Here is a 26,653-nt window from a genome sequence, read left to right on the forward strand (position 1 = left end):
GAGGAGCCCCTAATCCCGCCCCACACAACCCGGCGCGCCCCGAGGGGCGAGCTGCGCGACGCGGTGAGCCGGACGACACGGCGTGCTCTGACGGGCGAGGTGAGCGACGCGGCGAGTCGGAGACGACGCAGTCGTGGGCTCGGCGGCTGCTCGGCCTCCCGGACGCGGCAGTAGACCAGAAGCCTGATGGCGGTGGATGGCCTTCGGGTCCGGGGCGATCGCCGATCACGCCCGTCTTTATAGGGCCCGCTTGTTCTGGCGAGCGGGCGACCGAGCCAGGGGAGAAGGCCGACGGCGGGGGTGAGTCGCAGCGTCCCGGTGGCGATGGCGGTTCTCTTTCCGGTCGGGACGAGCTGCGGCCCGGGTACGACCGTGGTGACCTGTCTGCCTGGGATGGGATCTGGCAGGGTCGCCGTCCCACTCACGAGTCGCCCGCCAACCGTCCCCTGCGGGCTGGTCGGGATGGCCGGGGCGCTGATGACCGGGGCGCTGGCCAGGGCTTCGAAGGTGATGGCCCGGCCGCTGGTGGTGACCGCCGGGGCGCTGGTCGGAATGGCCAGGACGCTGTTGGCCGGGGTGCTACCACCGACCGCCGAGACACTGATGGACGCAACGCCGGCGGTGACGGCCAGAACGCCACAGGTCCGGATGCTGCTGGTGGTGATAGCCGGATAGGGGACTGGCCCGATCTGAACCTGGCCGGACGCGATGTCATGGAGTTGCTGGCTCGTGCCGAGCGGTTGGCCGCGGCTGCGGGGGAGGTGCCAGGCGAGACCGAGGCTGGCGCTGGGGTTAGCGCCGGAGCCGAGACCGGGGTTGGCGCGGGGGCCGGTGCCGCGCCTGGCGCCGCGCCTGGCGCTGGGGCCGGTGCCGGGGCTGGGGTTGAGGTTGAGGTGGCGATGGCGGAGATCGTGGCGTTGGCCCGGGCGATCGATCTGGCCGAAGCCGCGATCGCGACCCGCCTCCGCCTGGCCGAGGCCGGGAAGGGCCACCACCTGTTCGGGCGGCGGTCGATCGGGGCGTGGCTGGCGGCGGCCACCGGCTCACGCACCGCCCGCGCCGGAGAACGCGTCACGCTGGCGCGGCAGCTGCCGCGTCTGCCGCACACCGCCGGTCTGTTTGCCTCCGGCCGTCTGTCGTTCGGGTATGCGGCGACGATCGCGTCCGCCACCCGGCACCTGGATGACGCCGAGACCGAGCTGGCCGAGCCGATCCTGCTGGAGTTGGCGCGGGCGTCGGCGTCCACGGTGGAGGACGTGGCCCGCGCCGGTCAGACCATCATCGAGACGATCGACCCGGAGGGGAGGCTGGCGCGGGCGGCGGCCAAGACCGAACGCCAGCACCTGACGATCGCCGAGACCGCGGATGGGATGGGTCGCGTCAGCGGGCTGCTGGACCCGGAGTTGAAGATGCAGTTGAAGACGTGGCTGGAGCCTCTGGCCGTCAAGACCGACGGCACTGACATGCGCAGCCACGCCCGCCGCATGGCCGACGCCCTGGCCATCCGCCTATCAGAGGGCGGGCGGCGCACCGTGATGCACGTATCAGTCACCGAGCAAACCCTGACCGGCCAATCGGAAGAGCCGGCCTTGCTGGAGGACGGCACCGCTATCCCGGCCGTGGACGCGCGCCGGATGGCCTACACGGCTGAACTACGGCGGGTGCTCCGCGACGCGGACGGGATCGTGAGGGACTTCGGGCGGGCGCGCCGGCTGGCTTCGGCTGATCAGCGGGAAGCGATCCTGGCCAGATACCGGACCTGCTGCCGCGTAGGCTGCGACGTCCCCGCCTACCTGGCCGAGATCGACCACATCGAGCCGTGGTACCCGACCGGCCGCACGGATTTGGACAACCTCGCGCCGTTGTGCGCGGCGGACAACAAGTGGAAGTCCCGTCACCCCGATCGCGTAGAGGTGATCGATCAGGGGGACGGGACGGTGTCGATGCGGTTCCACCGGTACTCCAAGTTCCGTCCCCGACGCTGGACCGATAGACGGTGACCAACGATCACTGAACAGCGACAGGCGATCCGCGAGCCGCGATCGACGATCATAGCGCCGGCGGCAGTGCCGACCGTGGTCTATGAGCGCGTGAAGTGGTGGAGTTCGCGGTCAGGGAGCCAAAGGTCGATGACCGTGACAGATCCTTCGGTCCGCGTCAATACGATTTCGCGGATGTCGGCCGCGAAGAAATGGGAATCGCGGAAAGCGTCGGGACCGAAGCCGCGCGCGGCCAACATCGGCGTGAGCTGGTCCCGGTCGGTCACCTCGACCGCGTAGCCGGACAGCTTCGTGTCACCCGGCGAGGTGGCGGAGCCGTCAGGAAACCGCAGCGCGCTGCAAATATGCAATGGACTTAAAGTTTGCACTAGAGTCCACGTATGCGGGAAGGACTGCGGGAGCGTAAGAAGCAGCAGACCCGGCAGCGCATCTCCGAGGTGGCCATCGGCCTGTTCGTGGAGCGCGGCTTCGACCGGGTCACGATCGCCGAGGTTGCGGCGGCGGCGGACGTCTCGGTCAACACCGTCTACAACTACTTCGAGTCCAAGGAGGACCTGGTCCTGCCGCCGGAGGAGGCGTCCCCGCAGCGGCTGGCCGACATCGTGCGGGAGCGGCCCCCGGGCCGGTCCGCGGCGGGCGCGGTGCTGGCACGGCTGCGCCAGGAGATACACGACCGCGAGCGCAGGGTTGGGCTGAGCGCGGGATTCGGGCGCGTCCTGCAGATGATGCGGGCCGCCCCCACGCTGACCGCCCGCCTGGAGGACCTTGGCCGTCAGATGACCGACGCGCTGGCGGTCGTGCTGGCCGAGGAGACCGGCGCTGCCGAGGGCGATCCGCTGCCGCGTCTGGTCGCCTGGCACATCGGCTGCCTGCACGCGCTCGTGTACGCCGAGATCGGCCGGCGTACGACGGCGGGCGAGAGTCCCGACGCGATCGCCGTCGCCGTGCTGGACCTGCTGGACGTCGCCGAGGATCTGCTCGGCGAGCGCGTCCTCACCTACGCCGTACGAAAGGGATGACCGTGTTCAGGGTGACGATCAGGGGGAAGTTCGCGGGGCTCGACGACGCTGGCCGGGCCGCCGTGATGGCGGCGGGCGGCGCGGCCTACAGCGAGGCGGGGACGTTCACCCACGACGCGAGCGTGTCCGTCTTCACCTTCCGCTGCCAGGTGCCCGCCGGTCCGGACGACGGCGAGGACGAGGCGGCTCTGGGCGCGATGGTCGCCCTGGACGCGCACGGGCACCCGTACGAGATCCTGAAGATCGCGGTGACGGACATGCGCGACATCAAGATCCGCCACCGATCCCGGAGGCCCTCGTAAACCAGGAAGGTGGTACGCGCCCATGGGTCGGGGGCGCGCCCGCCATGGAGGGCGAGTCGTCCGAGATGAGGAAGGAGATCGCCGCGCCGATCTCCTCCGGTACGGCGACGCGGCCCGTCGCGGAGAAAGGGAACATGCCCTCCCCGAGGTGGGTGCTTGAACCGGGTGACCCGGTCGGTGCCGGCGAATAAACGGTTGAACGAGTGAGTACTCGCTCATTATGCTCACCCGCATGACGAAAAGGCGAAGGGTGCCGGCCATGGCACCCGAAGACCGCCGCGCCGCGCTCATCGCCGCCACGCTCCCTCTGCTCCGCGAGTACGGCACCGCGATCAGCACCCGCCAGATCGCCGAGGCCGCGGGTGTGGCCGAGGGCACGATCTTCGGCGTCTTCCCCGACAAAGCCTCGCTGCTGCGGGCGGCGCTGATGAGCGCGTTCGACCCGCAGCCCGCGGTGGACGCGCTGGCGGCCCTCGGCGCGCAGACCGAGCTGCGCGCGCGGCTGAGTGAGGCGGTCACGACGCTGCGGACCGCGATGTGCGCCAACGCCAACCTCATCACCGCGCCCAGAGAGCTGATGGCCGACGACGCCGAGTTCCGCGAGCGGATGATGGACGGCCGGCGTCGGATGCTGGCCGGGCTCGCCGCCCTGATCGAGCCGGACCGCGACCGGCTGCGCCGCTCCCCGGAGGCCACGGCACAGCTGCTGCTCATGCTGATAGTGGCGAGCGCGCACCGCGGCTTCGGCCAGGGCGGCGAGTTCGGAGAGATGGACGACGAGGAGATCGTCTCCGACCTGCTTGACGGGCTGCTCGTGCGGCCTTCCCCCACCCCTTCCACAGAAAGCCTCTCTTGATGCTGCTCCGTCTCCTGCGGGTCCAGCTCAGGCCGTACGGGAAAGAGATCACGCTCGTCGTCCTCTTCCAGTTCGTGCAGACGCTGGCCACGCTCTATCTCCCCACACTCAACGCCGACATCATCGACGACGGCGTGGTCAAGGGCGACACAGGAACCATCATGCGCATCGGGCTGGTGATGCTCGGTGTGACGCTCATCCAGATCGCCTGCTCGATCGTGGCCGTGTACTACGGCGCCCGGACCTCGATGGCCCTGGGCAGGGACCTGCGGGCCGCGATCTTCCGCCGGGTGCAGGACTTCTCCGCCCAGGAGGTCAACAGGTTCGGCCCGCCGTCCCTGATCACCAGAACCACCAACGACGTGCAGCAGATCCAGCTGCTCGTGCTGATGACCTTCACGATGATGGTGGCCGCCCCGATCATGTGCGTCGGCGGCATCGTGCTGGCGCTGCGCCAGGACGTGGCGCTGTCGTCGCTGCTGCTCATCGTGCTGCCCGTGATGATCGTCATCGTGGGCGTGATCGTGACGCTGATGCGCCCGCTCTTCCGCATGATGCAGGAGCGCATCGACCGGATCAACCAGGTGCTGCGCGAGCAGATCACCGGCATCCGGGTCATCAGGGCCTTCGTCCGCGACCGGCATGAGCGCGAACGCTTCGGCGTGGCCAACGGCCAGCTGACCGACGTGTCGCTGCGGGTCGGGCGGCTGATGGCGCTGATGTTCCCCACGGTCATGCTGGTGGTGAACCTGTCCAGCGTCGCCGTGGTGTGGTTCGGCGGCCACCGCATCGCCGACGGGGCCATGCAGGTGGGCGCGCTGACCGCGGTCATCTCCTACCTGATGCAGATCCTCATGTCGGTGATGATGGCGATGTTCATGTTCATGATGATCCCGCGAGCCGAGGTCTGTGCCGAGCGCATCGAGGAGGTGCTCGACACCGAGCCGACCGTCCACCCGCCGGTGAACCCCGTCACCCCGGAAAGACGCCTTGGCGAGCTGGAGTTGCGGTCCGTGGACTTCCGCTACCCGGGCGCTGAGGAGCCGGTGCTGTGCGGCGTGAGCTTCACGGCGCGGCCAGGCCGTACCACCGCGATCATCGGCAGCACGGGCAGCGGTAAGACGACGCTGCTCAATCTCATCCCCCGCCTGTTCGACGCGACCGTCGGCGAGGTGCTGGTGGACGGCGTCAACGTGCGCGACCTCGACCCGGCCGTGCTCTCCCGAGCGGTCGGCCTGGTCCCGCAGTCGCCTTACCTCTTTTCCGGCACCGTCGCCTCCAACCTGAGGTACGGCAGGCCGGACGCGACCGACGAGGAGCTGTGGCAGGCCCTGGAGGTGGCCCAGGCCCGCGAGTTCGTCGAGGCGCTGCCCGGCGGCCTGGACGAGCCGATCTCCCAGGGCGGCACGAACGTCTCCGGCGGCCAGCGCCAGCGCCTGGCCATCGCCAGGACACTGGTGCACCGGCCCGAGATCTACCTGTTCGACGACTCCTTCTCCGCCCTCGACTACGCCACCGACGCCCGGCTGCGCGCCGCGCTGGCCGAGGAGATCACAGACGCCACGATCGTCATCGTGGCCCAGCGGGTGAACACGATCCGCGACGCCGACCGCATCCTCGTGCTCGAGGACGGCCGCGTGGTCGGCAGCGGCAAGCACGCTGAGCTCATGACCACCTGCCCGACGTATCGAGAGATCGTGCTGTCCCAGCTCACCGAACAGGAGGCCGCGGCATGACCGAGCTTGTCGAGGTCATAGATAGGCACAGCACCTTGGTCATGAGACCGACGAAGGAGGACTCGTGACCACCCAGGCACCCCCGCGCCGCCCCCAGCCCGGTTTCGGCCCGGGCAGGATGATGGCCGGGCCCGCCGAGAAGGCCCTCGACTTCGGCGGTTCGCTCCGCCGCCTGCTGCGGCTGCTGCACCCCGAGCGCGCGCTGCTGGCCGTCGTCCTGGCCCTCGGTACGGCCAGCGTCGCGTTGACCGTGACGGGTCCCAAGATCCTCGGCCACGCGACGGACCTGATCTTCTCCGGCATCATCGGGGCCCGGCTGCCCGCGGGGATCACCAAGGAGCAGGCCGTGGCGGGGCTGCGCGCCAAGGGCCAGGACACGTTCGCCGACATGGTCTCGTCGATGAGCGTGGTGCCCGGCCACGGCATCGACTTCACCGCGCTGGCCCAGGTGCTGGGCTGGGTGCTGGCGATCTACCTGCTGGCGGCGCTGCTCGGCATCGTGCAGTTCCGGCTGACCACAACGGTCGTGCAGCGGGCGGCGTTCCGGCTGCGCGAGCGGATCGAGGCCAAGCTGGCCCGGCTGCCGCTGAGCTACTTCGACGGCCAGCCGCGCGGCGAGATCCTCAGCCGCGCCACCAACGACACCGACAACATCGCCCAGACGTTGCAGCAGACGATGAGCCAGCTCATCTCGGCGCTGCTGACGGTCGTGGGGGTGCTGGTGATGATGTTCTGGATCTCGCCGGTCCTGGCGCTCATCGCGCTGGTCTCGGTGCCACTGTCGGTCTACGTCACCACGGTCATCGGCAAGCGTTCGCAGCCGCAGTTCATCAAGCAGTGGTCGTCGACGGGCAAGCTCAACGGCCACATTGAGGAGATGTACGGCGGGCACACGCTGGTCAAGGTGTTCGGCCGGCAGAAGGAGGCCGCCGAGACCTTCGCCGAGCACAACGAGGCGCTGTTCACCTCCAGCTTCCGCGCCCAGTTCATCTCCGGGATCATCCAGCCGGCGATGATGTTCATCGGCAACCTGAACTACGTGCTGGTCGCGGTGGTGGGTGGGTTCAAGGTGGCCTCGGGCTCGATCTCGCTGGGTGACGTGCAGGCGTTCATCCAGTACTCGCGGCAGTTCAGCCAGCCGCTGACCCAGGTGGCCGGCATGGCGAACCTGGTTCAGTCGGGCGTCGCGTCGGCCGAGCGGGTCTTCGAGCTGCTGGAGACTCCGGAGCAGTCCCCGGAGTCCGACGAGCCCGCGCGGCCCGCGCAGGTCAGGGGCCGTGTGGCGTTCGAGAACGTGTCCTTCCGCTACGCGCCGGACCGTCCGCTGATCGAGAACCTGTCGCTGACCGTGGAGCCCGGCCAGACTGTGGCCATCGTCGGTCCCACGGGAGCGGGCAAGACGACCCTGGTCAACCTCATCATGCGCTTCTACGAGGTGACCGGCGGCCGTATCACGCTCGACGGCGTCGACATCGCCGAGATGTCCAGGGAGGAGCTGCGCGCCAACATCGGCATGGTGCTGCAGGACACCTGGCTGTTCGGCGGGACCATCGCGGAGAACATCGGCTACGGGGCGGAAGGCGCCACGCGCGAACGGATCGAAGCCGCCGCGGAGGCCGCCCACGTGGACCGCATCGCGCACACGCTGCCCGACGGCTACGACACGATGATCGACGGGGAGGGCGCGACGGTCAGCGCGGGCGAGAAGCAGCTGATCACGATCGCCCGGGCGTTCCTGTCCGAGCCCGCGATCCTGATCCTGGACGAGGCGACCAGCTCGGTCGACACCCGGACCGAGGTGCTCATCCAGCGGGCGATGAGCTCGCTGCGAGAGGGGCGCACCAGCTTCGTGATCGCCCATCGGCTGTCCACGATCCGCGACGCCAGCCTGATCCTGGTCATGGAGAACGGGCAGATCGTCGAGCAGGGCACGCACGAGTCGCTACTGGCCGCGGGCGGCGCCTACGCCCGGTTGTACTCGGCGCAGTTCGCCGAGGCCGTCGCGGAGGTGGATTAGAGTCCGAACCTCGCCACGCGGGGGGATCGTGGCGGGCACTCGGGAGGGTTCCCGGCTACGGTGACCTGTTAAGCAGAAAGGAGGAACGATGCGGAGCAGACTGACCGCCGCGTTGCTCCTTCTGCTGCCCATCTTCTTCCTGGCGTACGCGACCCCGACGGCCGCGCACGCCGCGGCCCACCGGGCGGGATCCGCCTACACGGCGCTCCAGTGGACCGAGCTTGCCGGTCCCGTGGTGGGCCAGCAGCACAGGACGTCCCGCCTGCAGGCGCGCTCGGGCCCGTTCGCCGGGTCCGGAGGCATAGCCGTGCTTCCCGAGGCCGTGCCGTACCGCCGTCTCCTCATTACAGGAGAGGGCGGGCCGGCGGGCCTCGGCCTGCCCGTGCCTCTGAGCACGTCGATCGCCCCGGCGCGAGCGCCGCCCTCCACAGCGCAGTGACACGTTTCTCATAACGACAAGCCTGTGGAGGCTCGAATGTCACGTGCGCCCTTGTGGCGTGCGCTGGCGGCGCTTGCCGTCATCGCGACCTCGCTGCTGCTGGCCCTGACCATGGCTCCCCGCCTCGGTCTCGACCTGCGCGGCGGGACCCAGCTCGTCTTCGAGACGAGAGACTCTCCCACGGTCAAGGCGGACTCCGAAGCCGCCGACCGTGCTCTCGACGTGCTCCGGCGCCGGGCGGACGCCCTCGGAGTCGTCGATCCCACCCTGGTCCGCTCCGGCGAGAATCGGATCATCGTCGAGCTGCCCGGCGTGCTCGACCCGCGCGAGGCGGCCAAGGTCATCGGCAAGACCGCGCAGCTCAATTTCCACCCGGTGCTCGGAGCCGCCGAGGCTGATGACAAGGACGCCGTCGCGGACGAGAGCGGCCAGAAGCTGAAGCTCGGCCCGGTGGCCATCAGCGGGGCCGACGTCACGGACGCCGCGGCAGGCACCGATCCCCAGATGGGGCTCGGCTGGTTCGTCACCATCGACTTCAAGGAGGCGGATCCCTGGCGCGAGCTGACCGGGAAGGCGGCCTGCGAGCCGGTCGGCGACCCCAAGCGCAGGGTCGCCATCGTGCTCGACAACGAGATCATCTCCTCACCTCAGGTGAACGACACGGTGGGCTGTAACGTCGGCATCTCCGGCGGAACCACCCAGATCAGCGGATCGTTCACCGCCGAGGAGGCGCAGAACCTGGCGGTGCTGATCAAGGGCGGTTCGCTCCCGGTGCCGCTGGAGTTGGTCGAGCAGCGCACGGTCGGCCCGACGCTCGGTGCCGAGGCGATCGAAGCGAGCGCCAAGGCGGGACTCCTTGGTGTGCTCCTCACCGCGGTGTTCATCGGCGTCATCTACCGTCTGGTGGGTGTGCTCGCCGCGGTCGCCCTCGGCTGCTACGCCCTGATCTCGTACGCGGGGCTGGTGGCGCTCGGGGCCACGCTCACCCTGCCGGGCCTGGCCGGTTTCGTGCTGGCGATCGGCATGGCGATCGACGCCAACGTGCTGGTCTTCGAACGCGCCAGGGAGGAGTACGACGAATCGCGCCAGAGGGGCCTGCGGGCCGCGCTCGACCGGGGATACAAGAACGCCTGGAGCGCGATCGCCGACTCCAACATCACCACCCTGCTCGCCGCCGGCCTGCTGTTCTGGCTGGCGTCAGGACCTGTCAAGGGCTTCGGGGTGACGCTGGGCATCGGCGTGATCGCCTCGATGTTCTCGGCGATGGTGATCACCCGGGTGCTCACCCATTTCGTGATCGGCCGGATCAGCCCGAAGGTGTCCGGTCTCGGCTCGGTCGGCCGGGTCAGGTCCTGGCTGACCCGGCGGAACCCGGACCTGATGTCGCGTGGGCGGCTCTGGCTCCTCATCTCGGGCGGGCTGGTAGTAGCGGTGGCCGTGGGATTGTTCGCCCGTGGGCTGAACTACGGAGTGGAGTTCACCGGCGGAAGGATCATGGAGTTCGCCACCAGCCGGACCGTCGACGCCGGGGCGGCCAGGCAGGCCGTGTCGGAGGCCGGGTTCCCATCGGCCGTCGTGCAGATGTCGAACGACGCGATCTCCGTGCGGACCGGGCAGATCAGCGCCGACGACGCGGTCCGTATCGAGCAGGCGCTCGACAAGCAGGTGGGCGATGTCACCAAGCAGCGTGACGAGCTGATCGGGCCCAGCATGGGCGAGGAACTGCGGAGAAACGCGCTCATCGCGCTCGGCGTCGCGCTGGTGGCTCAGCTCATCTACCTGGCGGTCCGATTCCGATGGACGTTCGGCGCCGCCGCCGTGATCGCGCTGTTCGTGGACACGTCCGCCGTCGTCGGCGCGTTCGCTTGGCTGGGCAAACCCATCGACGGCATCTTCCTGGCCGCCCTGCTCACGATCGTCGGCTACTCGGTGAACGACAAGGTCATCGTCTTCGACCGGGTCCGGGAACTGTGGCCGGCGAACCGTAAGGCGCCGTTCCACCGCGTCATGAACACCGCGATCCTGCAGACCGTGCCGCGCACGGTGAACACCGGCGGTAGCACGATGTTCGTCGTGGCGGCGCTGGCGGTGCTCGGCGGCGACTCCCTGCGGGACTTCGCGATCGCCCTGCTCATCGGCATCTTCGTGGGCACGCTGTCGTCGACGTTCCTGGCCGGGCCGGCGGCGATCGAGCTGGAGAGGTTCAGCAAGCAGCCGCCGCCCCAGCAGACGAGCAAGCGGAGTGCGCCCCGCGCCCGTGAGGGATCGGGCGCGGTGCTCTGAGCCTCGCGCTCTGAGTTCGATCACAAAGGCCCCGCCGGTGCGCTGAAGGGGAGGCGCGCCGGCGGGGCCGATTCGTGCCGGCGCATGCCGCCCTTTCGTGCCTCCCTTCCACTCGTCGCCGGGCGTAGGTGAGAAGAGATAGCAAATGGGTAGAAGCCGCTCGGCCCGCATGCGGGCCGTGTAGTCGCATGGCTGCGTGTAGTCGCATGGCTGCGAGTAGGAGGGAGACGGGGATGAGTCTGACCCGCCGCATCGCGGCCCTGTTTCGTACCAAGGCGCACAAAGCGCTGGACAGCGCGGAAGATCCTGGGGAGATGCTCGACTACTCCTACTCGCAACAGCTGGAGCTGTTGAACAAGGTTCGCCGTGGCGTGGCCGACGTGGCCACCAGCCGCAAGCGGGTCGAGCTGCAGCTGAACCAGGTGCGGGAGTCCGCCGCCAAGCTGGAAGCGCAGGCGCAGCAGGCGCTGTCCGCGGGTAGGGAAGAGATCGCACGCGAGGCGTTGACCCGCCGCGCGGCCGCGCTGTCCCAGCTGAGCGACCTGCAGGACCAGCGCACCTCGCTCCAGGCCGAGGAGGAGCGGCTCACGCTGGCGAGCCGGCGTCTGCAGGCCAAGGTGGAGGCGTTCCGCACGCACAAAGAGGCGATCAAAGCGAGCTACACCGCGGCGGAGGCGCGTACCCGGATCAGCGAGTCCGTCACCGGCATCTCGGAGGAGATGGGAGACGTCGGGCTGGCCATCCAGCGCGCCGAAGACAAGACCGCTCAGCTGGAGGCCCGTGCCGGGGCCCTGGACGAACTCCTCGCCTCCGGTGTCCTGGAGGACGCCACGCTACCCGCCGGGCGTGACGACCTGCAGACGCAGCTGGCGGGGATCTCCGCGGAAGGCGACATCGATGAGCAGATCGCCCGGATGAAGCGGCAACTGGAGGCGGCGCCCGCCCCGTCGGCCTCCTCCGCCAAATCGACCACCGATGAGCAGGCGGACGGTAGGGGCAGCCCCTGACCAGGGAGCCGAGGAGGGCGTCATGTTGAGCATCCCGCGAGCTTGTCAACGCCGTTGAGGTGCGTCGGCTTAAGAATGCTGTGCTGGGTGGCGCCTCGTCTGGTGATTTGAGCTCGTAGTCAGGCGGTTTGTCGGGGGCGGCCGCGGACCACGGCCACAGGTCCTTTCGCATGGTGGAGGACGGCGTGGCTGATCGAGCCGAGGCGGAGCCCGGGGAAACCGCCGCGCCCTCTGGCACCGACGACGAGGAGTTCCGCGTCGCCGGAAGCATCGGCCAGAACCGGCGCGGGCGCGCCTTCGACCACCTGCTCGGTGACCGGAACGTCGGGATATTCGGCCTTCCATCCCGCCAGGGACTCCGACAGGAGTCTGGCACCTTCCTGTTCGACCGCCGCCGTGTCGTAGCGGGCGGCGCGCATCTCCGGTGGGTAAGCCGGGTGGGCCCAGGCGTGGACAGCGTGCAGGCCGACCGAGCGCAGGGACGCCTCCTCGAACGCGAAACCCACGGCGTCGATGGAGGCCTCAGAACCGTCGATGCCGACGACGATCCCCGATCGGCCGGGTCGGGTGCCGGGGTCCCGGGGCACGATGACGACGGGACACGAGGCGTGTTCCGCCGCTTGGCGGCTCACCGAGCCGAGCAGCAGTCGGGGGAAGCCCCCGGTTCCGTGTGGGCCCAGCACCAGCAGGGCGGCGTCGGCCGCCTCCTGAAGGAGCGTGGCGGGGATGGGGCCGATGCCGAGCCGGCAACTGACGTCGACGGATGCGAAGGTCCGGGCGCGTTCCTCGGCGATCTCAAGGACCCCCAGTCCCGCGGCCTCCGGCCGTGGGGCCTCCAAGCCGGGTTCCCGGATCGCGATGCTGTACTCCCAGTGGACTGCGATGTGCACGATGCGCAACGGCAGGCGTCTCCGCCCGGCTTCGGCGGCGGCCCAGTCCACAGCGCGTAGAGCTTCTGCAGATCCGTCCACGCCGACCACGATGGGTTCGCTCATGGTGTGTCCTCCCGTCTCGGCCACCAGATGTGATCGAGGCCCGACCTCGGAGCCCGCAGCCGGCCCCCTCTGCCATCGTGCGTCACCTGGGCTCGAGCGCGCATGACTCGTTCCCCAACCACATCCCTCCGGGCACCGACCGGCCGAGCAAACGGATGTAGCGCGCGAATCCCAAAATTGTGTAAAGAATGGGGATGGGAATAATCTTGTCCATCCCACGCTGGGGGCACAAGCACGTTGGTCATGCCAAGGGCCGGTGGCCCGTCGATGAGCATCGAAGAAGTCGACCTCGCGCTGCGCGGCCGTGCCGAGGAACGTGACAGGATCTCGGACGACCTGCTGGACCTCGACTCGCACCCGGGTTACCGGCTGCTCAAGGGTGCGCGGCTGACCGGGGAGACCCGGCGCCGCTGGGACGAGGCACAGGCCCGAGCGGTGACCTTGTGGTGGCTGTTCGACGCCTACCGGGGGGTGCTCGATCGCGCGCAGGAGCTCAGGGCCGGCAAGCCCGACCTGGCCGCGCTGACCGGGCTGCTCGCCGGCCCGTCGGTGGAGCTGAAGCCGGAGAACGTGCCCGTCGAGAAGCGGTCGCTGCTGCGGGCCGCAGGCGAGTGGATCACGCTGGACACGGTGGTGGCGCGGATGGACGCCGCCTACCGCGATGTCGCCGAGATGGTCGCGGCCGCGGACGACGCCTGGAGTGCGCTGCTCCCGCGGCTCGACGAGGCCGATGTTGCCCGCCGCTCGGCTCAGGACCTGCTGCGCGACCTGGACGGCGACGATCCGGATCTGGAGCGCGTCGGCGCCGGGATCGACCGGATTCGCGCGGCGGTCACCGCCGACCCGCTCGGCTCTGCCGCCCCCGATGGCAAGATCGGTGGCGAGCTCGACGGATTGCTCGCCGACCTCACCGCCCGTCGCGGGCTGCTGGAGCAGGCCGCGCGGATCCGGGCGGAGTACGGCGACCGGGCCCACCGCCTCGGCGAGCGCATCGCGCAGGTCGCCGAGGCCGAGAACGAGGCCCGCTCGATCCGGGACACGGTACTCGTCAAGATCGCGTCACCCGCGCTGCCGGCGCTGCCGGACCAGGCCGCCGCGCTGCGGGACCGGCTGGACGCGCTGGATACGGCCGGCGACCGCTGGCTGGAGCTGGTCGAGCGGCTGACCGGGCTGGAACGGGCCGTGGACGAGGCGCTGGAGCGAGCGCGGACCGCGACCGAATCGATGGCGGGCCTCATCGGCCGCCGTGACGAGCTGCGTGGCCGGCTGGAGGCTTACCACGCCAAGGTGGTCCGGCTCGGGCAGGCCGAGGATGCCGCGCTCGGTGAGATGTACGGCGAGGCCCGCGCCCTGCTCTGGACGGCACCGTGCGATCTACGGCAGGCTACCGTCGCGATCGCCGCCTACCAGCGGGCGATCAGCCGGATCGGAGTGGCGGGATGATCAGATGCGCCCAGCCAGGGTGCGGCGGCACGGTGGAGGACGGTTACTGCGACGCCTGCGGCCTGGCCCCACAGCCGGAGCCGGCCCCGCCCTCGGCGCCGTTGACCAGACCATCCATCCCGCTGGACATGTCGGGTACAGCCCGCGCCGGCACGAGCCGGTCGAGCAGCCGGTCGAGCCGGGGCCAGCTCGGGATGGGCCTGGTCGAGGTGCCGGCCGTGCCGTACCGGGACCCGGCCGGGGTGGTGCTGGCCGACGCCCAGGTGCCGGAGGACCGGCGCTTCTGCGGCAATCCCGACTGCGGCAAGCCGGTGGGCCGCCGCAGAGGTGACCAGCCGGGGCGGCCGGAGGGGTTCTGCCCGCACTGCGGCTGGCGGTTCTCGTTCACGCCCAAGCTCGCCGAGGGCGACCTCGTCGGCGGGCAGTACGAGGTCAAGGGCTGTCTGGCGCACGGTGGTCTCGGCTGGATCTACCTGGCGGCCGACCGGCACCTGGAAGGCCGGTGGGTGGTCCTGAAGGGGCTGCTCGACACCGGGGACGTGGAGGCGCTGGCCGCGGCGGAGGCCGAGCGGCATTTCCTCACCGCGATGGACCATCCGAACATCGTCAAGATCTTCAACTTCGTCACCCACCCCGACCCCGGCACCGGGACGATGGTGGGCTACATCGTGATGGAGTACATCGGCGGCGTGCCGCTCCAGGAGATGCTGCGCGCGCGGCTGACGGAAAGCGACAACCGCCAGGCGCTCCCGGTCGCCCAGGTCATCGCCTACGGGCTGGAGATCCTCAAGGCCTTCGGCTACCTGCACGACCAGGGCCTGCTGTACTGCGATCTGAAGCCGGGCAACGTCATCCAGGTGGAGGAGCAGCTCAAGCTCATCGATCTCGGCGCCGTGCGGCGGATCGACGACGCGGACAGCGCGCTCTACGGGACGGTCGGGTACCAGGCACCGGAGATCGCCTTCGACGGGCCGTCAGTCTGTTCCGACCTCTACACGGTGGGGCGCACGCTCGCGGTGCTGAGCTTCCCGTTCAGCCCCGTCAGCGGCGGGTCCGCCGCTCCACTGCCGGCGATCGACCAGACGTACGAGTCCTACCGCCGGTTCCTGGAGCGGGCAACCGACTCCGAGCCCGCCCGGCGGTTCCAGGGCACGGCGGAGATGTCCGACCAGCTCGTCGGCGTGCTCAGGGAGGTGCGCGCCGCCGAGGAGGGCGTTCCCCACCCCGCGCAGTCCGGACTGTTCGGCCCGGAGCGCCGGGCCGTCGGAACCGAGCTCGCCCCGGCTGCCACGGGGCAGGTCTTCGGCCCGCTCGACCGCCTCGCGTCCGCGTCCGCGTTGCCCGCCCCCCTGGTGGACCCGCTCGACCTCGCCGCCGGCCTGCTCGCGGGCCTCACTTCGGGAAACCCCGCCGAGCTGGTGACGCTGCTCGAATCCGCCCCGTCCACCCCGGAGACCACGCTCGCGCTGATCAGGGTGCTCAGTGAACTCGGCCGTCCGGTCCCGGACCAGCTGTTCGCGGACGCCGCCGGGCAGCTGCCGGGAGACTGGCGGATCTGGTGGTATCGGGGGGTCGGGCAGCTGGCCTCGGGGGACCCGGAGGAAGCAGCGCGCATCTTCGACGGGCTCTATTCGTGGCTCCCCGGCGAGGCCGCGCCCAGGCTGGCTCTCGCGTTCGCCCTCGAAGCCGGCGGAGCGGGCCAGGAGGCGGCTCGCCACTATGCGGCCATCTGGCAGACAGACCGGTCATACGTGAGCGCCGGCTTCGGCCTGGCCAGGCTCCGGCTGGCGGAGGGCGACCGCGCCGGGGCGGCCGCCGGCCTGGACGAGGTGCCCGCGACCTCCATCCACCGCACCGCCGCGCAGGCGGCCGCGGTGGCGGCGGCCGTGCGAGGACATGACCCCGCCGAAGGCGAGCTCGTCGCCGCGGGCGAGCGGCTGCGGAGTCTGAAGCTCGACGCCCGGGACCGCGACGGGCTGCTCTCGGAGGTGCTGCGGAGCGCCCTCGGCCGGGTCACCACCGGTCAGGCCACCTCATCAGGGCAGGCGACGCTGCTGGGCACACCGCTGCATGAGCAGGGTGTGCGCGCCGAACTGGAGCGCGTCTACCGGGCGCTGGCCAGATCGGCGCGATCCGTGGAGGAGCGGCACGACTTCGTCGATTTGGCCAACACCGTACGCCCGAGGACGCTGTGGTGAGCGGCGCCTGTCCCGCCTGCGGGACGCTCGTCCTGGTGGGCGAGGCATTCTGCGAGCAGTGCGGCCACGCGCTGGGAGTCGCCGGCTGCACCGCCTGCGGCGCTCCGGCGGTCGGGGCCGACGGATACTGCGAGAACTGCGGCATGCTCCAGCCCTCCGGCCGCGACCACGTCGAGATCGAGCTGGAGATCGCGGCCGGGGTGAGCGACCGTGGCCTGCGGCACAGCCGCAACGAGGACGCCATGGCGCTGACGGCGGCGGGCACGGTGGCGGGCACGGCGGCGGGCACGGCGGCGGGCACGGTGGCCGTAGGAGTGGTCTGTGACGGGGTGTCCACCTCGCTGCGCCCGGAGGAGGCCTCCCAGACCGCCGTCGACACTGCCGTGGCCGCCCTGGCGAAGCAGCTGGGGGAGGGGGCCGACCCCGAGACCGCGACCCGGGAGGCGGTACGGCTCGCCGCCGAAGCCGTCTTCGCCTTGGCCGAGCAGGGCGAGGACGCGCCCGCCTGCACTTACGTGTCGGCGGTGGTCGGCGGACGGCAGGTCACGGTCGGCTGGGTGGGCGACAGCCGGGCCTACTGGCTCGGATCCGGATCCGAGGTGCTGACCGGTGACGACGCCACCCCGGGAACGCACATGCTGACCGCCTGGCTGGGCGCGGACGCGGGCGAGGTCGTGCCGCACATCCGCACGTTCACCCCGGACGGGCCGGGCGTGGTCCTGCTGTGCAGCGACGGCCTGTGGAATTACTACCCCGAGCCGGCGACGCTCGCGGCCGTCGCCCTGAACGCCACCCCCCGCGCGGCGGCACAGCGGCTCGTGCGGCTCGCGCTGGAGGCCGGAGGACACGACAACATCACCGTCGTGGTGATCCCTTTCGGACCCGGGGATCAGGCCGAGGCCACCGTGGTCTTCCCGAAGGAGCAGCAGTGACCGACTTCACCATGCGCGTAGACCAGAACAAATACCTTCCTGCGGGAAGCGGGGAGGTGCACGCGATCGTCACGGTCGAGGCGAGCGGCCCGATCGAGCGTGCCCCCACGGCCGAGGCCGCCGAGATCATCATCGTCGACACCTCCGGCTCGATGTCGTACGACAAGATCGCCGAGGCGAGGAAGGCCGCGCGGGCCGCCATCGACACCCTCCGCGACGGCGTGCACTTCGCGGTCGTCGCCGGCAACCACGAAGCCCAGATCGTCTTCCCCGACCGGGCGGCGCTGGTGCCGGCGACCCCGGAGAGCAGGAACGCCGCGAGGGAGGCCGTCACCCGGCTGGTGGCCGACGGGGGGACGGCGATGGGCCGGTGGCTGCGTCGCGCCGCCGATCTGTTCAGCGATTTCCAGCAGGCGTACCCCGGCGCGATCAAGCATGCCATCCTGCTGACCGACGGAAAGAACGAGCACGAGAAGGCGCCGGAGTTCGCCGCGAACCTGGCGTACTGTACGGGGAAGTTCGTCTGCGACTGCCGCGGTGTGGGCGTCGACTGGGTGGTCGCCGAGCTTCGCGAGATCGCCTCCACCTTGCTCGGCAGCGTGATGGACATCCGCCGGCCCGAGGACCTGGAGGCCGACTTCCGGGCGATGACCCAGGCGGCGATGGGCAAGACGGTCGCGGACGTGGCGCTGCGTCTGTGGACGCCGCGCGCGGCGAAGCTGAACTTCGTCAAGCAGGTCTCGCCGACGTTGGAGGACCTGACCGGCCGCCGCACCGAGGTGGACGCGCTGACCGGCGACTACCCCACCGGAGCCTGGGGTGGTGAATCCCGCGAGTACCACATCAACGTGCGGGTGCCGGCCGGGAACGTCGGCCAGGAGATGCGCGCCGGCCTGGTGCGGCTGGTTCTGCCCGGGACCGGGGAGGTGCTGGCCAAGGGGAACATCCTGGCGCAGTGGAGCGACGACCCCGTCCAGTCGACCCGCATCAATCCCCGGGTGGCCCACTACACCGGCCAGCAGGAACTCGCCTCGCTCATCCAGGAGGGCCTGCAGGCCCGCAACGACGGCGACCTGGACACCGCGACCGCACGGCTCGGCAAGGCACGCGGCATCGCGGAGAAGGCCGGCAACGAGGAGACCGCCAAGCTGCTCGACAAGGTGATCGAGGTCGACCCTGACACGGGAACCGCCCGCCTCCGGCGGGACGTCGACAAGGCGGACGAGATCGCGCTCGACACCCGGTCGGTCCGCACCGTCCGGATGCGCAAGGACCCGGAGGCCTGAGCATGGCGATCTGCCCGGTAGGGCACGACTCCGCGGACGAGGAGTACTGCGACGTCTGCGGCGCGCTGCTGGCGGGCACCCCGCCCGGCCCGGCTGCTTCGGCTCCGGCCGTCCCGCCCGGCGCCCACCAGATGGACGACTGCCCCGACTGCGGGGCACCTCGTGGCGGCCGATTCTGCGAGAGCTGCGGGTACGACTTCGTGCTCGGCGGCGGGAACCGGGGGACGCCGCCCTCCACGCAGCCCTCCACGCCCTCCATGCCCTCCATGCCGGCCATTCCGGCCTCCGGCTGGGTCGCGGTGATCGAGGCGGACCGTGGCCACTACGAGGCGATGATCGCGCAGGGCGGCCCCGACGCGGCCCGCGTCACGTTCCCGCCGTACTGCCCGGAGCGGCGGGTACCTCTGGTCGGGACCGAGGTCAGGATCGGGCGGCGCAGCCAGTCGCGGGGGCTGGCCCCCGAAATCGACCTGGCCGGGCCGCCCGAGGATCCGGGCGTCTCCCACCTGCACGCGGTGCTGCTCGCACAGGCCGACGGGACGTGGCAGCTCGTCGACCCGGGATCCGCAAACGGAACTCTGCTCAACGGCAAGACGGTGGAGCACAACGCGCTGATCCCGCTCGGCGACGGGGATCGCGTCCACGTCGGCGCATGGACCAGCATCACGGTGCGGAAGGGCTGAGATGGCCGTTGTCACCCCCACCACCACCGGCCCCGCGTCCGTGCCCGTTCCTCCGTCCGCGCCTGTAGCCGCGCCTACGCCCACCCCTTCGCCGCCGCGCGCCCTGCGGCTGCGAACGGTTCCCGGCCGGATCCGCGCCGGGGCCGGTGCCGCCGTCCTCGCCGTCGGCCTGCTGTTCGCGCTGATGGGTGTGGCTCTGGGGCACGCCGGGGACGGACTGCGGGCGATCGGGCACACAGCGGGCCCGCAGGTGGTGGCCACCGCCGACCTGTACTTCGCGCTGAGCGACATGGACGCTCAGGTAGCCACTGTGCTGCTGGCCGGGGAAGAGAGCGGGCCCGGCCGCCAGGCGGCGCTGGACCGCTACGATCAGCGCCGCGCGCAGGCCGACAGCGCCGTGCTGCAGGCCGCCGACCTGGCTCGCGGCGACCCGACGGGGCAGCTGACCGTGCGCGCCGTACTCGACGGGCTCGGCCGCTACGAGCGGCTCGCGTCGCGCGCCCTGCTCCTGGACGAGCAGTCCCGGCATGGCGCCGGACCCCCCTCGCGGCCGGCTCTCGACGTCTATCGCCAGGCCACCGACCTGATGCGGTTGGACCTGCTGCCCAAGGCGTACAACCTCACGCTCGACAGCGGGACCGTCGTCAGGCACGCTTACGCGGACGAGTCGTCCGCCGTGCTGGCGGGCCGGTTCTGGGTGGCGCTCGGTGGGGCGCTCGCGCTGGCCGTCCTGGTCGCGTTGCAGGTCTTCCTGGCCCGTAGGTTCCGCCGTGCGATCAACCCGGCGCTGCTGGCGGCCACCGTCGTCGTCGGTGTGCTGACCATCGCGGGAGTGCTCGTCCTGCAGCGGGTGTCCGACGATCTGCGGACGGCCAAGGAGGATGGCTTCGACTCGGTTCTCGTGCTGTCTCGGGCACGCGCGATCGGAAACAGTCTGCACGGTGACGAGAGCAGGTATCTGCTCGACCCGCAGCGGGCGGACACCTACGAGCAGGTATACCTCGACAAGTCACAGTCGGTGCTCTACGTCCCCGGCGGGAACCTGGACAAGTACTACGCCGCGGTGGACAACAGCGTCGCCGCCTTCCCCGGCAAGGCGGACTTCCTCGGCTTCTACGGCTCGGAGGCCGACCGAATCACCCTGCCCGGCCAGCGTGAGGCACTGGCCAAGGTGCTCACGCTTTACCGGCAGTTCCAGCACGATGACCGGCAGATGCGGCAGTTCGCCACAACGGGCAAGAACAGGGACGCCGTGCGGCAGGCCATGGGCGCCTCGTTCGGGGCCTACGACGGCGCTCTGGTCGAGTTGACCAAGCTGCACCGACTGGCGTTCGACGCCGCCGTGGCGGCGGGCGACCGCGCACTCGGCGGCTGGAACCTTCTGCTGCCAGGGGCGGCGCTCGCCGCCGCCCTACTGATCCTGGTCGGAGTCCGGCCCCGGCTCGCCGAGTACCGGTGAAGGGAAGATGTTCATGGTCGCGCTGACCAGGAGGGGCCGATTGCGGCGCATCACCGCCTCGGTGCTGCTAGGGGCCGTAGCGCTGCTGTCGGCGACGGCCTGCGGCGCCGGCTCGTCGATCCTCGACAAGGATGTCCTGGTCATCGGGGTGAAGCCGGACCAGCCCGGGTTGGGGATGAAGAAGGCGGAGGGTGAGTTCGCCGGCTTCGACGTCGATGTGGCCGCCTACATCGCCCGCAAGCTGGGGAAGAACGCCAGGTTCGTCGCGGTGCCCTCGTCCGAGCGGGAGAAGGCGCTCATGGACGGCTCGATCGATCTGGTCGTCGCCACCTATTCGATCACCCCGGAACGCAAGACGAAGGTGGCCTTCGGCGGGCCGTACTACGTCGCACACCAGGACACTCTCGTACGGGCCCGGGAGAGCGCGGTCACCGGCGTGCGGGACCTGAAGGGGCGCAAGTTGTGCCAGGTGACCGGTTCGAACTCCTGGCGCCGGGTGAAGGAGGAACGGAAGATCGCCGTGGAACTGGTCGAGGCCGCCTCCTACAGCGAGTGCATGTCCGATCTGAAGGCGGGGAAGGTGGACGCGGTATCCACCGACGACCTCATCCTGGCCGGCTTCGCCACCTCGGATCTGAAGATCGTCAACGCGCCGTTCACCGACGAGCGGTACGGCGTGGGCATCAAGGCCGGGGACTTGGACGGCTGCGAGGCGGTCAACAAGGCCATCACCGAGATGTACCTGGACGGAACCGCCAAGAAGCTGCTGCAGGAGTGGTTCGGGAAGTCCGGCCTGGCGCTCACTTTCACCGTCCCGCAGTTCGAAGGCTGCGGTTGACCGCGGCGACGTACCGGTAGAAGGCCTTGGTGCGGTTGGCCGGGTTCTCGATCCAGGCGCGGCCCAGCTTCCCCCCGGCGAAGAACTGTTCGCGCTGGCCGCGACTGATCTCCAGCTGTACGCCCATGCCTCTGCGGTTCTTGTTGGCGATGTTACGCGTGCTCACACCCGCGATCTTGCCGGGCACCGAGGTCGCGACGGTGAACCCCGCCGCACGCAGTTCGGCGCTGACCTTACTGACAAGTCCCTTGTCGCGGCCGCCGACGTACGTCGTCGCCTTGGCGCCTGCGGCGGCGTGCCAGGAGACGGTGTAGTCGACCGCCGCCACCAGCTTGAGGGCCGTGGGCTCGTCGAAGCGGGTGGAGGTGATGTGGAGCTCCCTGTTGCCGGACGACTTGAGCCCCTCGAAGGAGTAGAAGGCGTAGCTGCCCCCTGCGGCCGCGTCGGCCAGCTGGGTGGTGGGCGGCTCGATCGCACCGCCGTGGATGGCGATGTGCGCCACTCGCGACCCACGTGGAAAGCGCTGTACGCGGCGGTAGTCCTTCCCTTCGGCCTGGTGGGCCGCGAGCTCCCGGAAGTTGGGATACGTATCGGCCCTGCTGGCCGAGGCGGCTTGGGCGGTATTGCAGAACGTGAGCACGAGTACGTTCGCCGCGACGACGAACAGCGCCTTCTTCATTGGGTAAACCTTTCGAAGATCACGGATTGCCCGAGAATACAAGACATGATCACGCGATCATCGCGGGGATCTGTTCACGGAGGACCCGGGCGAAGCGGTCGCGCCGGATCGACGGCCTGCAGACGGCGTGCAGACGGCGTGCGGGCGGCGTGCGGGCGGCGGGCGGCCTGCACGCGGAGGGCGTCAGCGGTGACGCGCCGGCCCCCAAGGCCCCCATCCGGACGGCGCGTCACGCCACAACGGGGCGAACGTTGCCCGACGCAGGACTAAACTTGGATTGTTCGTTATCTTGCATCATTCGTGTTTATGAAGGTAGGTTTGGCAGCATGAGCGCACCCAGGACCCCGACCACCGGCGACGAGCTGCGCGGTGTCGGCCTGCGGGTGACGGCCGCCCGCGTCGCACTGCTCGAGACCGTCCGGGACGGTGACCACCTCGACGTCGAGGCGATCGCCTCCGGTGTGCGCGATCGCGTGGGCCATGTCTCCCTTCAGGCCGTGTATGAGGCCCTCCACGCGCTCACCGCGGCGGGACTCCTTCGCCGCATCGAACCGGCCGGCAGCCCGGCCCGGTTCGAGGGACGCGTCGGGGACAACCACCACCACGTCGTGTGCCGGTCGTGCGGTGTCGTCGCTGACGTCGACTGCGCGGCCGGCGAGGCGCCCTGCCTGACCGCGTCCGACGACCGCGGCTTCTCGATCGACGAGGCCGAGGTCGTCTACTGGGGCATGTGCCCCGACTGTTCCACCGCCCGCAGTTCCTGAACACCGTGATTCCTGAACACCGTGATCCGCCTAGTACGGAAGGATTCCCATGTCTGAGAACCATGAGGCAACCGTTGTGGACACGAAGGGAGAGGCCGGAGGTGGCTGCCCCGTCGTGCACGAGCGCGCCCCGCACCCGACTCAGGGCGGCGGAAACCGCCAGTGGTGGCCGGAGCGGCTCAACCTGAAGATCCTCGCCAAGAACCCCGCCGTGGCCAACCCCCTCGGTGGGGAGTTCAACTACGCCGAGGCGTTCAAGACCCTCGATCTCGCGGCCGTGAAGCGGGACATCGAAGAGGTGCTGACGACCTCGCAGGACTGGTGGCCGGCCGACCACGGCCACTACGGCCCGCTCATCATCCGGATGGCCTGGCACAGCGCGGGCACCTACCGGGTCAGCGACGGGCGCGGCGGCGCCGGCTCCGGCCAGCAGCGCTTCGCCCCTGTGAGCAGCTGGCCGGACAACGCGAACCTCGACAAGGCCCGCCGCCTGCTCTGGCCGGTCAAGAAGAAGTACGGCCGGAAGATCTCGTGGGCCGACCTCCTGATCCTCGCCGGCAACGTCGCGCTGGAGTCGATGGGCTTCACGACCTTCGGCTACGCCGGCGGTCGCGTGGACGCCTGGGAGCCCGACGAGGACGTCTACTGGGGCCCCGAGACCACCTGGCTCGGCGACGAGCGCTACACCGGCGACCGGGACCTCGAGAACCCCCTCGCCGCGGTTCAGATGGGCCTCATCTACGTCAACCCGGAGGGCCCGAACGGCAACCCGGACCCGCTCGCCGCGGCGCGCGACATCCGGGAGACGTTCCGCCGGATGGCGATGAACGACGAGGAGACGGTCGCCTTGATCGCGGGTGGTCACACCTTCGGGAAGACCCACGGCGCCGGCCCGGCGGACAACGTCGGCCCCGACCCCGAGGCCGCCCCGATCGAGCAGCAGGGCCTCGGCTGGAAGAGCGCGTACGGCACCGGCAAGGGCGGCGACACGATCACCAGCGGTCTCGAGGTCACCTGGACCACCACCCCGACCACGTGGGACAACAGCTTCTTCGAGATCCTGTTCGGCTACGAGTGGGAGCTGACCAAGAGCCCCGCCGGCGCGAACCAGTGGAGGCCGAAGGACGGCGCCGGAGCCGGCACCGTCCCCGACGCCCACGACTCGTCGAAGAGCCACGCTCCGATGATGCTGACGACCGACCTCTCGCTCCGGGTCGACCCGATCTACGAGCAGATCTCGCGGCGCTTCCTGGAGAACCCCGACGAGCTCGCGGACGCCTTCGCCCGCGCGTGGTTCAAGCTGACCCACCGCGACATGGGCCCGGTCGCGCGCTACCTCGGCCCGGAGGTTCCGGCCGAGCCGCTGCTGTGGCAGGACCCGCTGCCGGCGCGGACGTACGAGCTCGTCGACGCCGAGGACATCGCCGCCCTCAAGGGCCGGATCCTCGACTCGGGCCTGTCGGTGTCCCAGCTGGTGTCCACCGCGTGGGCGTCGGCCGCGTCCTTCCGTGGTAGCGACAAGCGCGGTGGCGCCAACGGCGCGCGCATCCGCCTCGAGCCGCAGAGCGGGTGGGAGGTCAACGACCCCGACCGGCTGGCGACGGTGCTGCGCACGCTGGAGGGGATCCAGGAGGCGTTCAACTCCGCCCAGACCGGTGGCAAGCAGGTCTCGCTCGCCGATCTGATCGTGCTCGCGGGGTGTGCCGCCGTGGAGAAGGCCGCCAAGGACGCCGGCTTCGATGTCGAGGTCCCGTTCGCGCCCGGCCGCATGGACGCCTCGCAGGAGCAGACCGACGTGGAGTCGGTCGCCGCGCTCGAGCCGTCCGCCGACGGGTTCCGCAACTACCTCGGGAAGGACAGCAGGCTGCCGGCCGAGTACCTGCTGATCGACCGGGCGAACCTGCTGACCCTGAGCGCGCCGGAGATGACGGTGCTCGTGGGCGGTCTCCGCGTCCTGGGCGCGAACCACCAGCAGTCGCCGCTCGGCGTCTTCACCACGACTCCCGGCTCGCTGACCAACGACTTCTTCGTCAACCTGCTCGACCTGGGCACGACGTGGAAGGCGACGTCCGAGGACGCGAACACGTTCGAGGGTCGCGACGCCGCCACGGGCGAGGTCAAGTGGACCGGCAGCCGGGCCGACCTCGTCTTCGGGGCGAACTCCGAGCTGCGCGCGGTCGCGGAGGTCTACGCGAGCGATGACGCGAAGGAGAAGTTCGTGAAGGACTTCGTCGCGGCGTGGGACAAGGTGATGAACCTCGACCGGTTCGACCTCGTCTGATCATGACGTCCAGGTCGGCCCGCGCCGGCCGACCTGGACGTCCCGCTCCTTTGCTGGTGGTGGGGCGGAGACGGGGCAGCTCACCTCACAGCTCGAAGACCAGCCGGGCAGGGATCTGGCCGGAGAGGATTTCCTCGACGGCCTGGTTGATCTCTTCCAGGTCGCGGGTCTCGTACTTGACCGTCGTGCGACCGGCCGCGTGCAGCCGGAAAACCTCGGCGAGGTCGGCGCGGGTGCCGACGATGGACCCGATCACGCTGATGCCGCCGAGCACCGTCTCGAAGATGGGCAGGGGCATCACGTTGTCCTGGGGCAAGGAGACCAGCACGAGGCGCCCGCCCCGGCGCAGGGACGCATGCGCCTGCTGCAGGACCCGGGGGTCGGCCGCCAGGACGACGGCCACGTCGGCGCCGCCGAGGTCGCGGATCGCGGCGACCGGGTCGGTGGTCTTGGCGTTGACGACGTGGGTGGCGCCGAGCTCGCGGGCGAGGCGGAGCTTGTCGTCGGTGACGTCGATCGCGATGGTGTCGGCACCGAAGATCTGTGCGTACTGCTGGGCCAGGTGCCCCAGTCCGCCGATGCCGAAGATCGCCGCGCGTTCTGTGGGGCGTAGCCCGGAGACCTTGACGGCCTTGTAGGTGGTCACACCGGCGCAGGTCAGGGGAGCGGCGTCGAACGGGCTGACGCCCGAAGGCACGGGGACCACGTGGCTCGCGTAGGCCGCGACGTACTCGGCGTGGCAGCCGTTGAAGCTGTAGCCGGTGTTCAGTTGCGACTCGCAGAGGGTTTCCCGTCCGCTCAGGCAGTAGTCGCAGCTGCCGCATGCGTAGCCCAGCCAGGGGACCGCTACCCGCTCGCCGACGGTGCGGCCGGTGACGGCGGCTCCGACCTGCTCGATCACGCCGACGCCCTCGTGGCCGGGTGTGAACGGCAATGCCGGCTTGATCGGCCAGTCGCCGTGTGCGGCGTGGATGTCGGTGTGGCACAGCCCGCTGGCCTCGACCCGGACCAGCACCTGGCCGGGCTGGAGCTCAGGGATCTGAAGATCGCGGATCTCGATCGGGCGGTCGAACCCGGTGACCAGTGACGCACGCATTGCCAGCCTCCTCGCATTGGACTTCCAGCGTCCAGCCTGCGATGCCCCCGCGGGGAGGGTCGAACGGGCCACGACCGGCGGGTCGAACGGGCCACGACCGGCGGGTCGAAGGGCCATCCGGATCCGCGGCCCAAGGTCCCGCACCGCCCGCCGAATGGGTCAACGCTTGAGCGGCTATGGGCCGACCCCTCGAGCCACTCTGCGTCGAGGGGTTGGCCAGCGGGGTCTGAAATGAGCACGTGTGGTGTGAATTCGGTAATTCGGTGCACGTCTGCGCCCTGTGTACAAGCCGGGCGGGCTGAAGAAGCGCGCGGCCCCGTCGAAAAGCATTGACCATCCA

At 70.2% G+C, this 26,653-nt stretch carries 23 protein-coding genes; 19 read left to right on the forward strand and 4 right to left on the reverse strand.

Annotation, left to right across the window (positions count from 1 at the left end; all coding sequences use genetic code 11):
• Positions 1-393 precede the first annotated feature (393 nt).
• Together QSK17_RS15345 and QSK17_RS15350 are read left to right on the forward strand one after the other, a co-directional pair.
• On the forward strand, positions 394-675 hold the full coding sequence (locus tag QSK17_RS15345; protein WP_285705397.1) for a hypothetical protein: 282 nt from the start codon (positions 394-396) through the stop codon (positions 673-675).
• A 224-nt stretch (positions 676-899) separates the two neighbouring features.
• A complete protein-coding gene (locus QSK17_RS15350) occupies positions 900-2,000 on the forward strand; it encodes an HNH endonuclease signature motif containing protein (RefSeq protein ID WP_285705398.1) in 1,101 nt (366 codons plus the stop codon).
• Between the two features lie 80 nt (positions 2,001-2,080).
• On the opposite strand, the gene QSK17_RS15355 is transcribed toward QSK17_RS15350, so the two are convergent.
• Entirely contained in the window at positions 2,081-2,350 is a 270-nt protein-coding gene (locus tag QSK17_RS15355; protein ID WP_285705399.1) for a hypothetical protein, read from the reverse strand.
• A gap of 30 nt (positions 2,351-2,380) precedes the next feature.
• Between QSK17_RS15355 and QSK17_RS15360 the strand changes: the two genes are divergently transcribed.
• The 8 genes from QSK17_RS15360 to QSK17_RS15395 all read left to right on the forward strand — a co-directional run bounded on the left by QSK17_RS15360 (position 2,381) and on the right by QSK17_RS15395 (position 11,659).
• Complete coding sequence (locus QSK17_RS15360) at positions 2,381-3,019, forward strand: TetR/AcrR family transcriptional regulator (RefSeq protein ID WP_285705400.1); 639 nt, start codon at positions 2,381-2,383, stop codon at positions 3,017-3,019.
• Between the two features lie 11 nt (positions 3,020-3,030).
• The gene (locus QSK17_RS15365; protein WP_285705401.1) at positions 3,031-3,321 is read left to right on the forward strand and encodes a DUF6204 family protein; all 291 of its coding nucleotides are present in this window, start codon (positions 3,031-3,033) and stop codon (positions 3,319-3,321) included.
• A 259-nt stretch (positions 3,322-3,580) separates the two neighbouring features.
• Positions 3,581-4,177: a TetR/AcrR family transcriptional regulator gene (locus tag QSK17_RS15370; RefSeq protein WP_285705402.1), complete on the forward strand. Its 597-nt coding sequence runs from the start codon at positions 3,581-3,583 to the stop codon at positions 4,175-4,177.
• Entirely contained in the window at positions 4,177-5,913 is a 1,737-nt protein-coding gene (locus tag QSK17_RS15375; protein ID WP_285705403.1) for an ABC transporter ATP-binding protein, read from the forward strand. The genes QSK17_RS15370 and QSK17_RS15375 overlap by 1 nt, the downstream gene beginning before the upstream one ends.
• Positions 5,914-5,977: 64 nt before the next feature.
• Complete coding sequence (locus QSK17_RS15380) at positions 5,978-7,930, forward strand: ABC transporter ATP-binding protein (RefSeq protein WP_352231802.1); 1,953 nt, start codon at positions 5,978-5,980, stop codon at positions 7,928-7,930.
• An 88-nt stretch (positions 7,931-8,018) separates the two neighbouring features.
• Positions 8,019-8,369, forward strand: coding sequence for a hypothetical protein (locus QSK17_RS15385; RefSeq protein WP_285705405.1), 351 nt, complete (start codon positions 8,019-8,021; stop codon positions 8,367-8,369).
• 36 nt (positions 8,370-8,405) lie between these two features.
• Positions 8,406-10,652 carry a protein translocase subunit SecD gene (secD, locus tag QSK17_RS15390; RefSeq protein WP_285705406.1) on the forward strand — a complete coding sequence of 749 codons (2,247 nt, stop codon included), beginning with the start codon at positions 8,406-8,408 and terminating at the stop codon, positions 10,650-10,652.
• Between the two features lie 233 nt (positions 10,653-10,885).
• Positions 10,886-11,659, forward strand: a complete 774-nt coding sequence (locus QSK17_RS15395; RefSeq protein WP_285705407.1) for a PspA/IM30 family protein — start codon at positions 10,886-10,888, stop codon at positions 11,657-11,659.
• Positions 11,660-11,778: 119 nt separating this feature from the next.
• On the opposite strand, the gene QSK17_RS15400 is transcribed toward QSK17_RS15395, so the two are convergent.
• A complete protein-coding gene (locus tag QSK17_RS15400; protein ID WP_285705408.1) occupies positions 11,779-12,654 on the reverse strand; it encodes a universal stress protein in 876 nt (291 codons plus the stop codon).
• 267 nt (positions 12,655-12,921) lie between these two features.
• Here QSK17_RS15400 and QSK17_RS15405 point away from each other — a divergent pair, with 267 nt between their 5' ends.
• From QSK17_RS15405 to QSK17_RS15435, 7 genes are read left to right on the forward strand one after another with little or no spacing between them, the layout of a single operon-like run.
• Positions 12,922-14,097, forward strand: a complete 1,176-nt coding sequence (locus tag QSK17_RS15405; RefSeq protein ID WP_285705409.1) for a hypothetical protein — start codon at positions 12,922-12,924, stop codon at positions 14,095-14,097.
• Positions 14,094-16,295: a serine/threonine-protein kinase gene (locus QSK17_RS15410; RefSeq protein WP_285705411.1), complete on the forward strand. Its 2,202-nt coding sequence runs from the start codon at positions 14,094-14,096 to the stop codon at positions 16,293-16,295. The genes QSK17_RS15405 and QSK17_RS15410 overlap by 4 nt, the downstream gene beginning before the upstream one ends.
• Positions 16,292-17,227, forward strand: coding sequence for a PP2C family protein-serine/threonine phosphatase (locus QSK17_RS15415; protein ID WP_285705413.1), 936 nt, complete (start codon positions 16,292-16,294; stop codon positions 17,225-17,227). Before QSK17_RS15410 ends, QSK17_RS15415 begins: the two co-directional genes overlap by 4 nt.
• Entirely contained in the window at positions 17,224-18,513 is a 1,290-nt protein-coding gene (locus QSK17_RS15420) for a VWA domain-containing protein (protein ID WP_285705414.1), read from the forward strand. Before QSK17_RS15415 ends, QSK17_RS15420 begins: the two co-directional genes overlap by 4 nt.
• Before the next feature lie 2 nt (positions 18,514-18,515).
• Positions 18,516-19,196 carry an FHA domain-containing protein gene (locus QSK17_RS15425; protein ID WP_285705415.1) on the forward strand — a complete coding sequence of 227 codons (681 nt, stop codon included), beginning with the start codon at positions 18,516-18,518 and terminating at the stop codon, positions 19,194-19,196.
• A 1-nt stretch (position 19,197) separates the two neighbouring features.
• Positions 19,198-20,655, forward strand: coding sequence for a GlnX family signal transduction membrane protein (locus QSK17_RS15430; RefSeq protein WP_285705416.1), 1,458 nt, complete (start codon positions 19,198-19,200; stop codon positions 20,653-20,655).
• Between the two features lie 13 nt (positions 20,656-20,668).
• A complete protein-coding gene (locus tag QSK17_RS15435; protein WP_502889214.1) occupies positions 20,669-21,493 on the forward strand; it encodes a glutamate ABC transporter substrate-binding protein in 825 nt (274 codons plus the stop codon).
• On the opposite strand, the gene QSK17_RS15440 is transcribed toward QSK17_RS15435, so the two are convergent.
• Positions 21,462-22,172: a poly-gamma-glutamate hydrolase family protein gene (locus QSK17_RS15440; RefSeq protein WP_285705418.1), complete on the reverse strand. Its 711-nt coding sequence runs from the start codon at positions 22,170-22,172 to the stop codon at positions 21,462-21,464. The two genes, QSK17_RS15435 and QSK17_RS15440, sit on opposite strands and share 32 nt — an antisense overlap.
• A 326-nt stretch (positions 22,173-22,498) precedes the next feature.
• Between QSK17_RS15440 and QSK17_RS15445 the strand changes: the two genes are divergently transcribed.
• Positions 22,499-22,936: a Fur family transcriptional regulator gene (locus QSK17_RS15445; protein ID WP_285705420.1), complete on the forward strand. Its 438-nt coding sequence runs from the start codon at positions 22,499-22,501 to the stop codon at positions 22,934-22,936.
• 49 nt (positions 22,937-22,985) lie between these two features.
• Positions 22,986-25,217, forward strand: coding sequence for a catalase/peroxidase HPI (gene katG / locus QSK17_RS15450; RefSeq protein ID WP_285705421.1), 2,232 nt, complete (start codon positions 22,986-22,988; stop codon positions 25,215-25,217).
• Between the two features lie 85 nt (positions 25,218-25,302).
• Here the strand turns inward: katG and QSK17_RS15455 are convergent, their stop codons facing one another.
• The gene (locus tag QSK17_RS15455; RefSeq protein WP_285705423.1) at positions 25,303-26,313 is read right to left on the reverse strand and encodes a zinc-dependent alcohol dehydrogenase; all 1,011 of its coding nucleotides are present in this window, start codon (positions 26,311-26,313) and stop codon (positions 25,303-25,305) included.
• Positions 26,314-26,653: the final 340 nt, after the last annotated feature.

This window comes from Microtetraspora sp. NBRC 16547, assembly GCF_030268965.1.
Taxonomy (GTDB): Bacteria; Actinomycetota; Actinomycetes; order Streptosporangiales; family Streptosporangiaceae; genus Microtetraspora.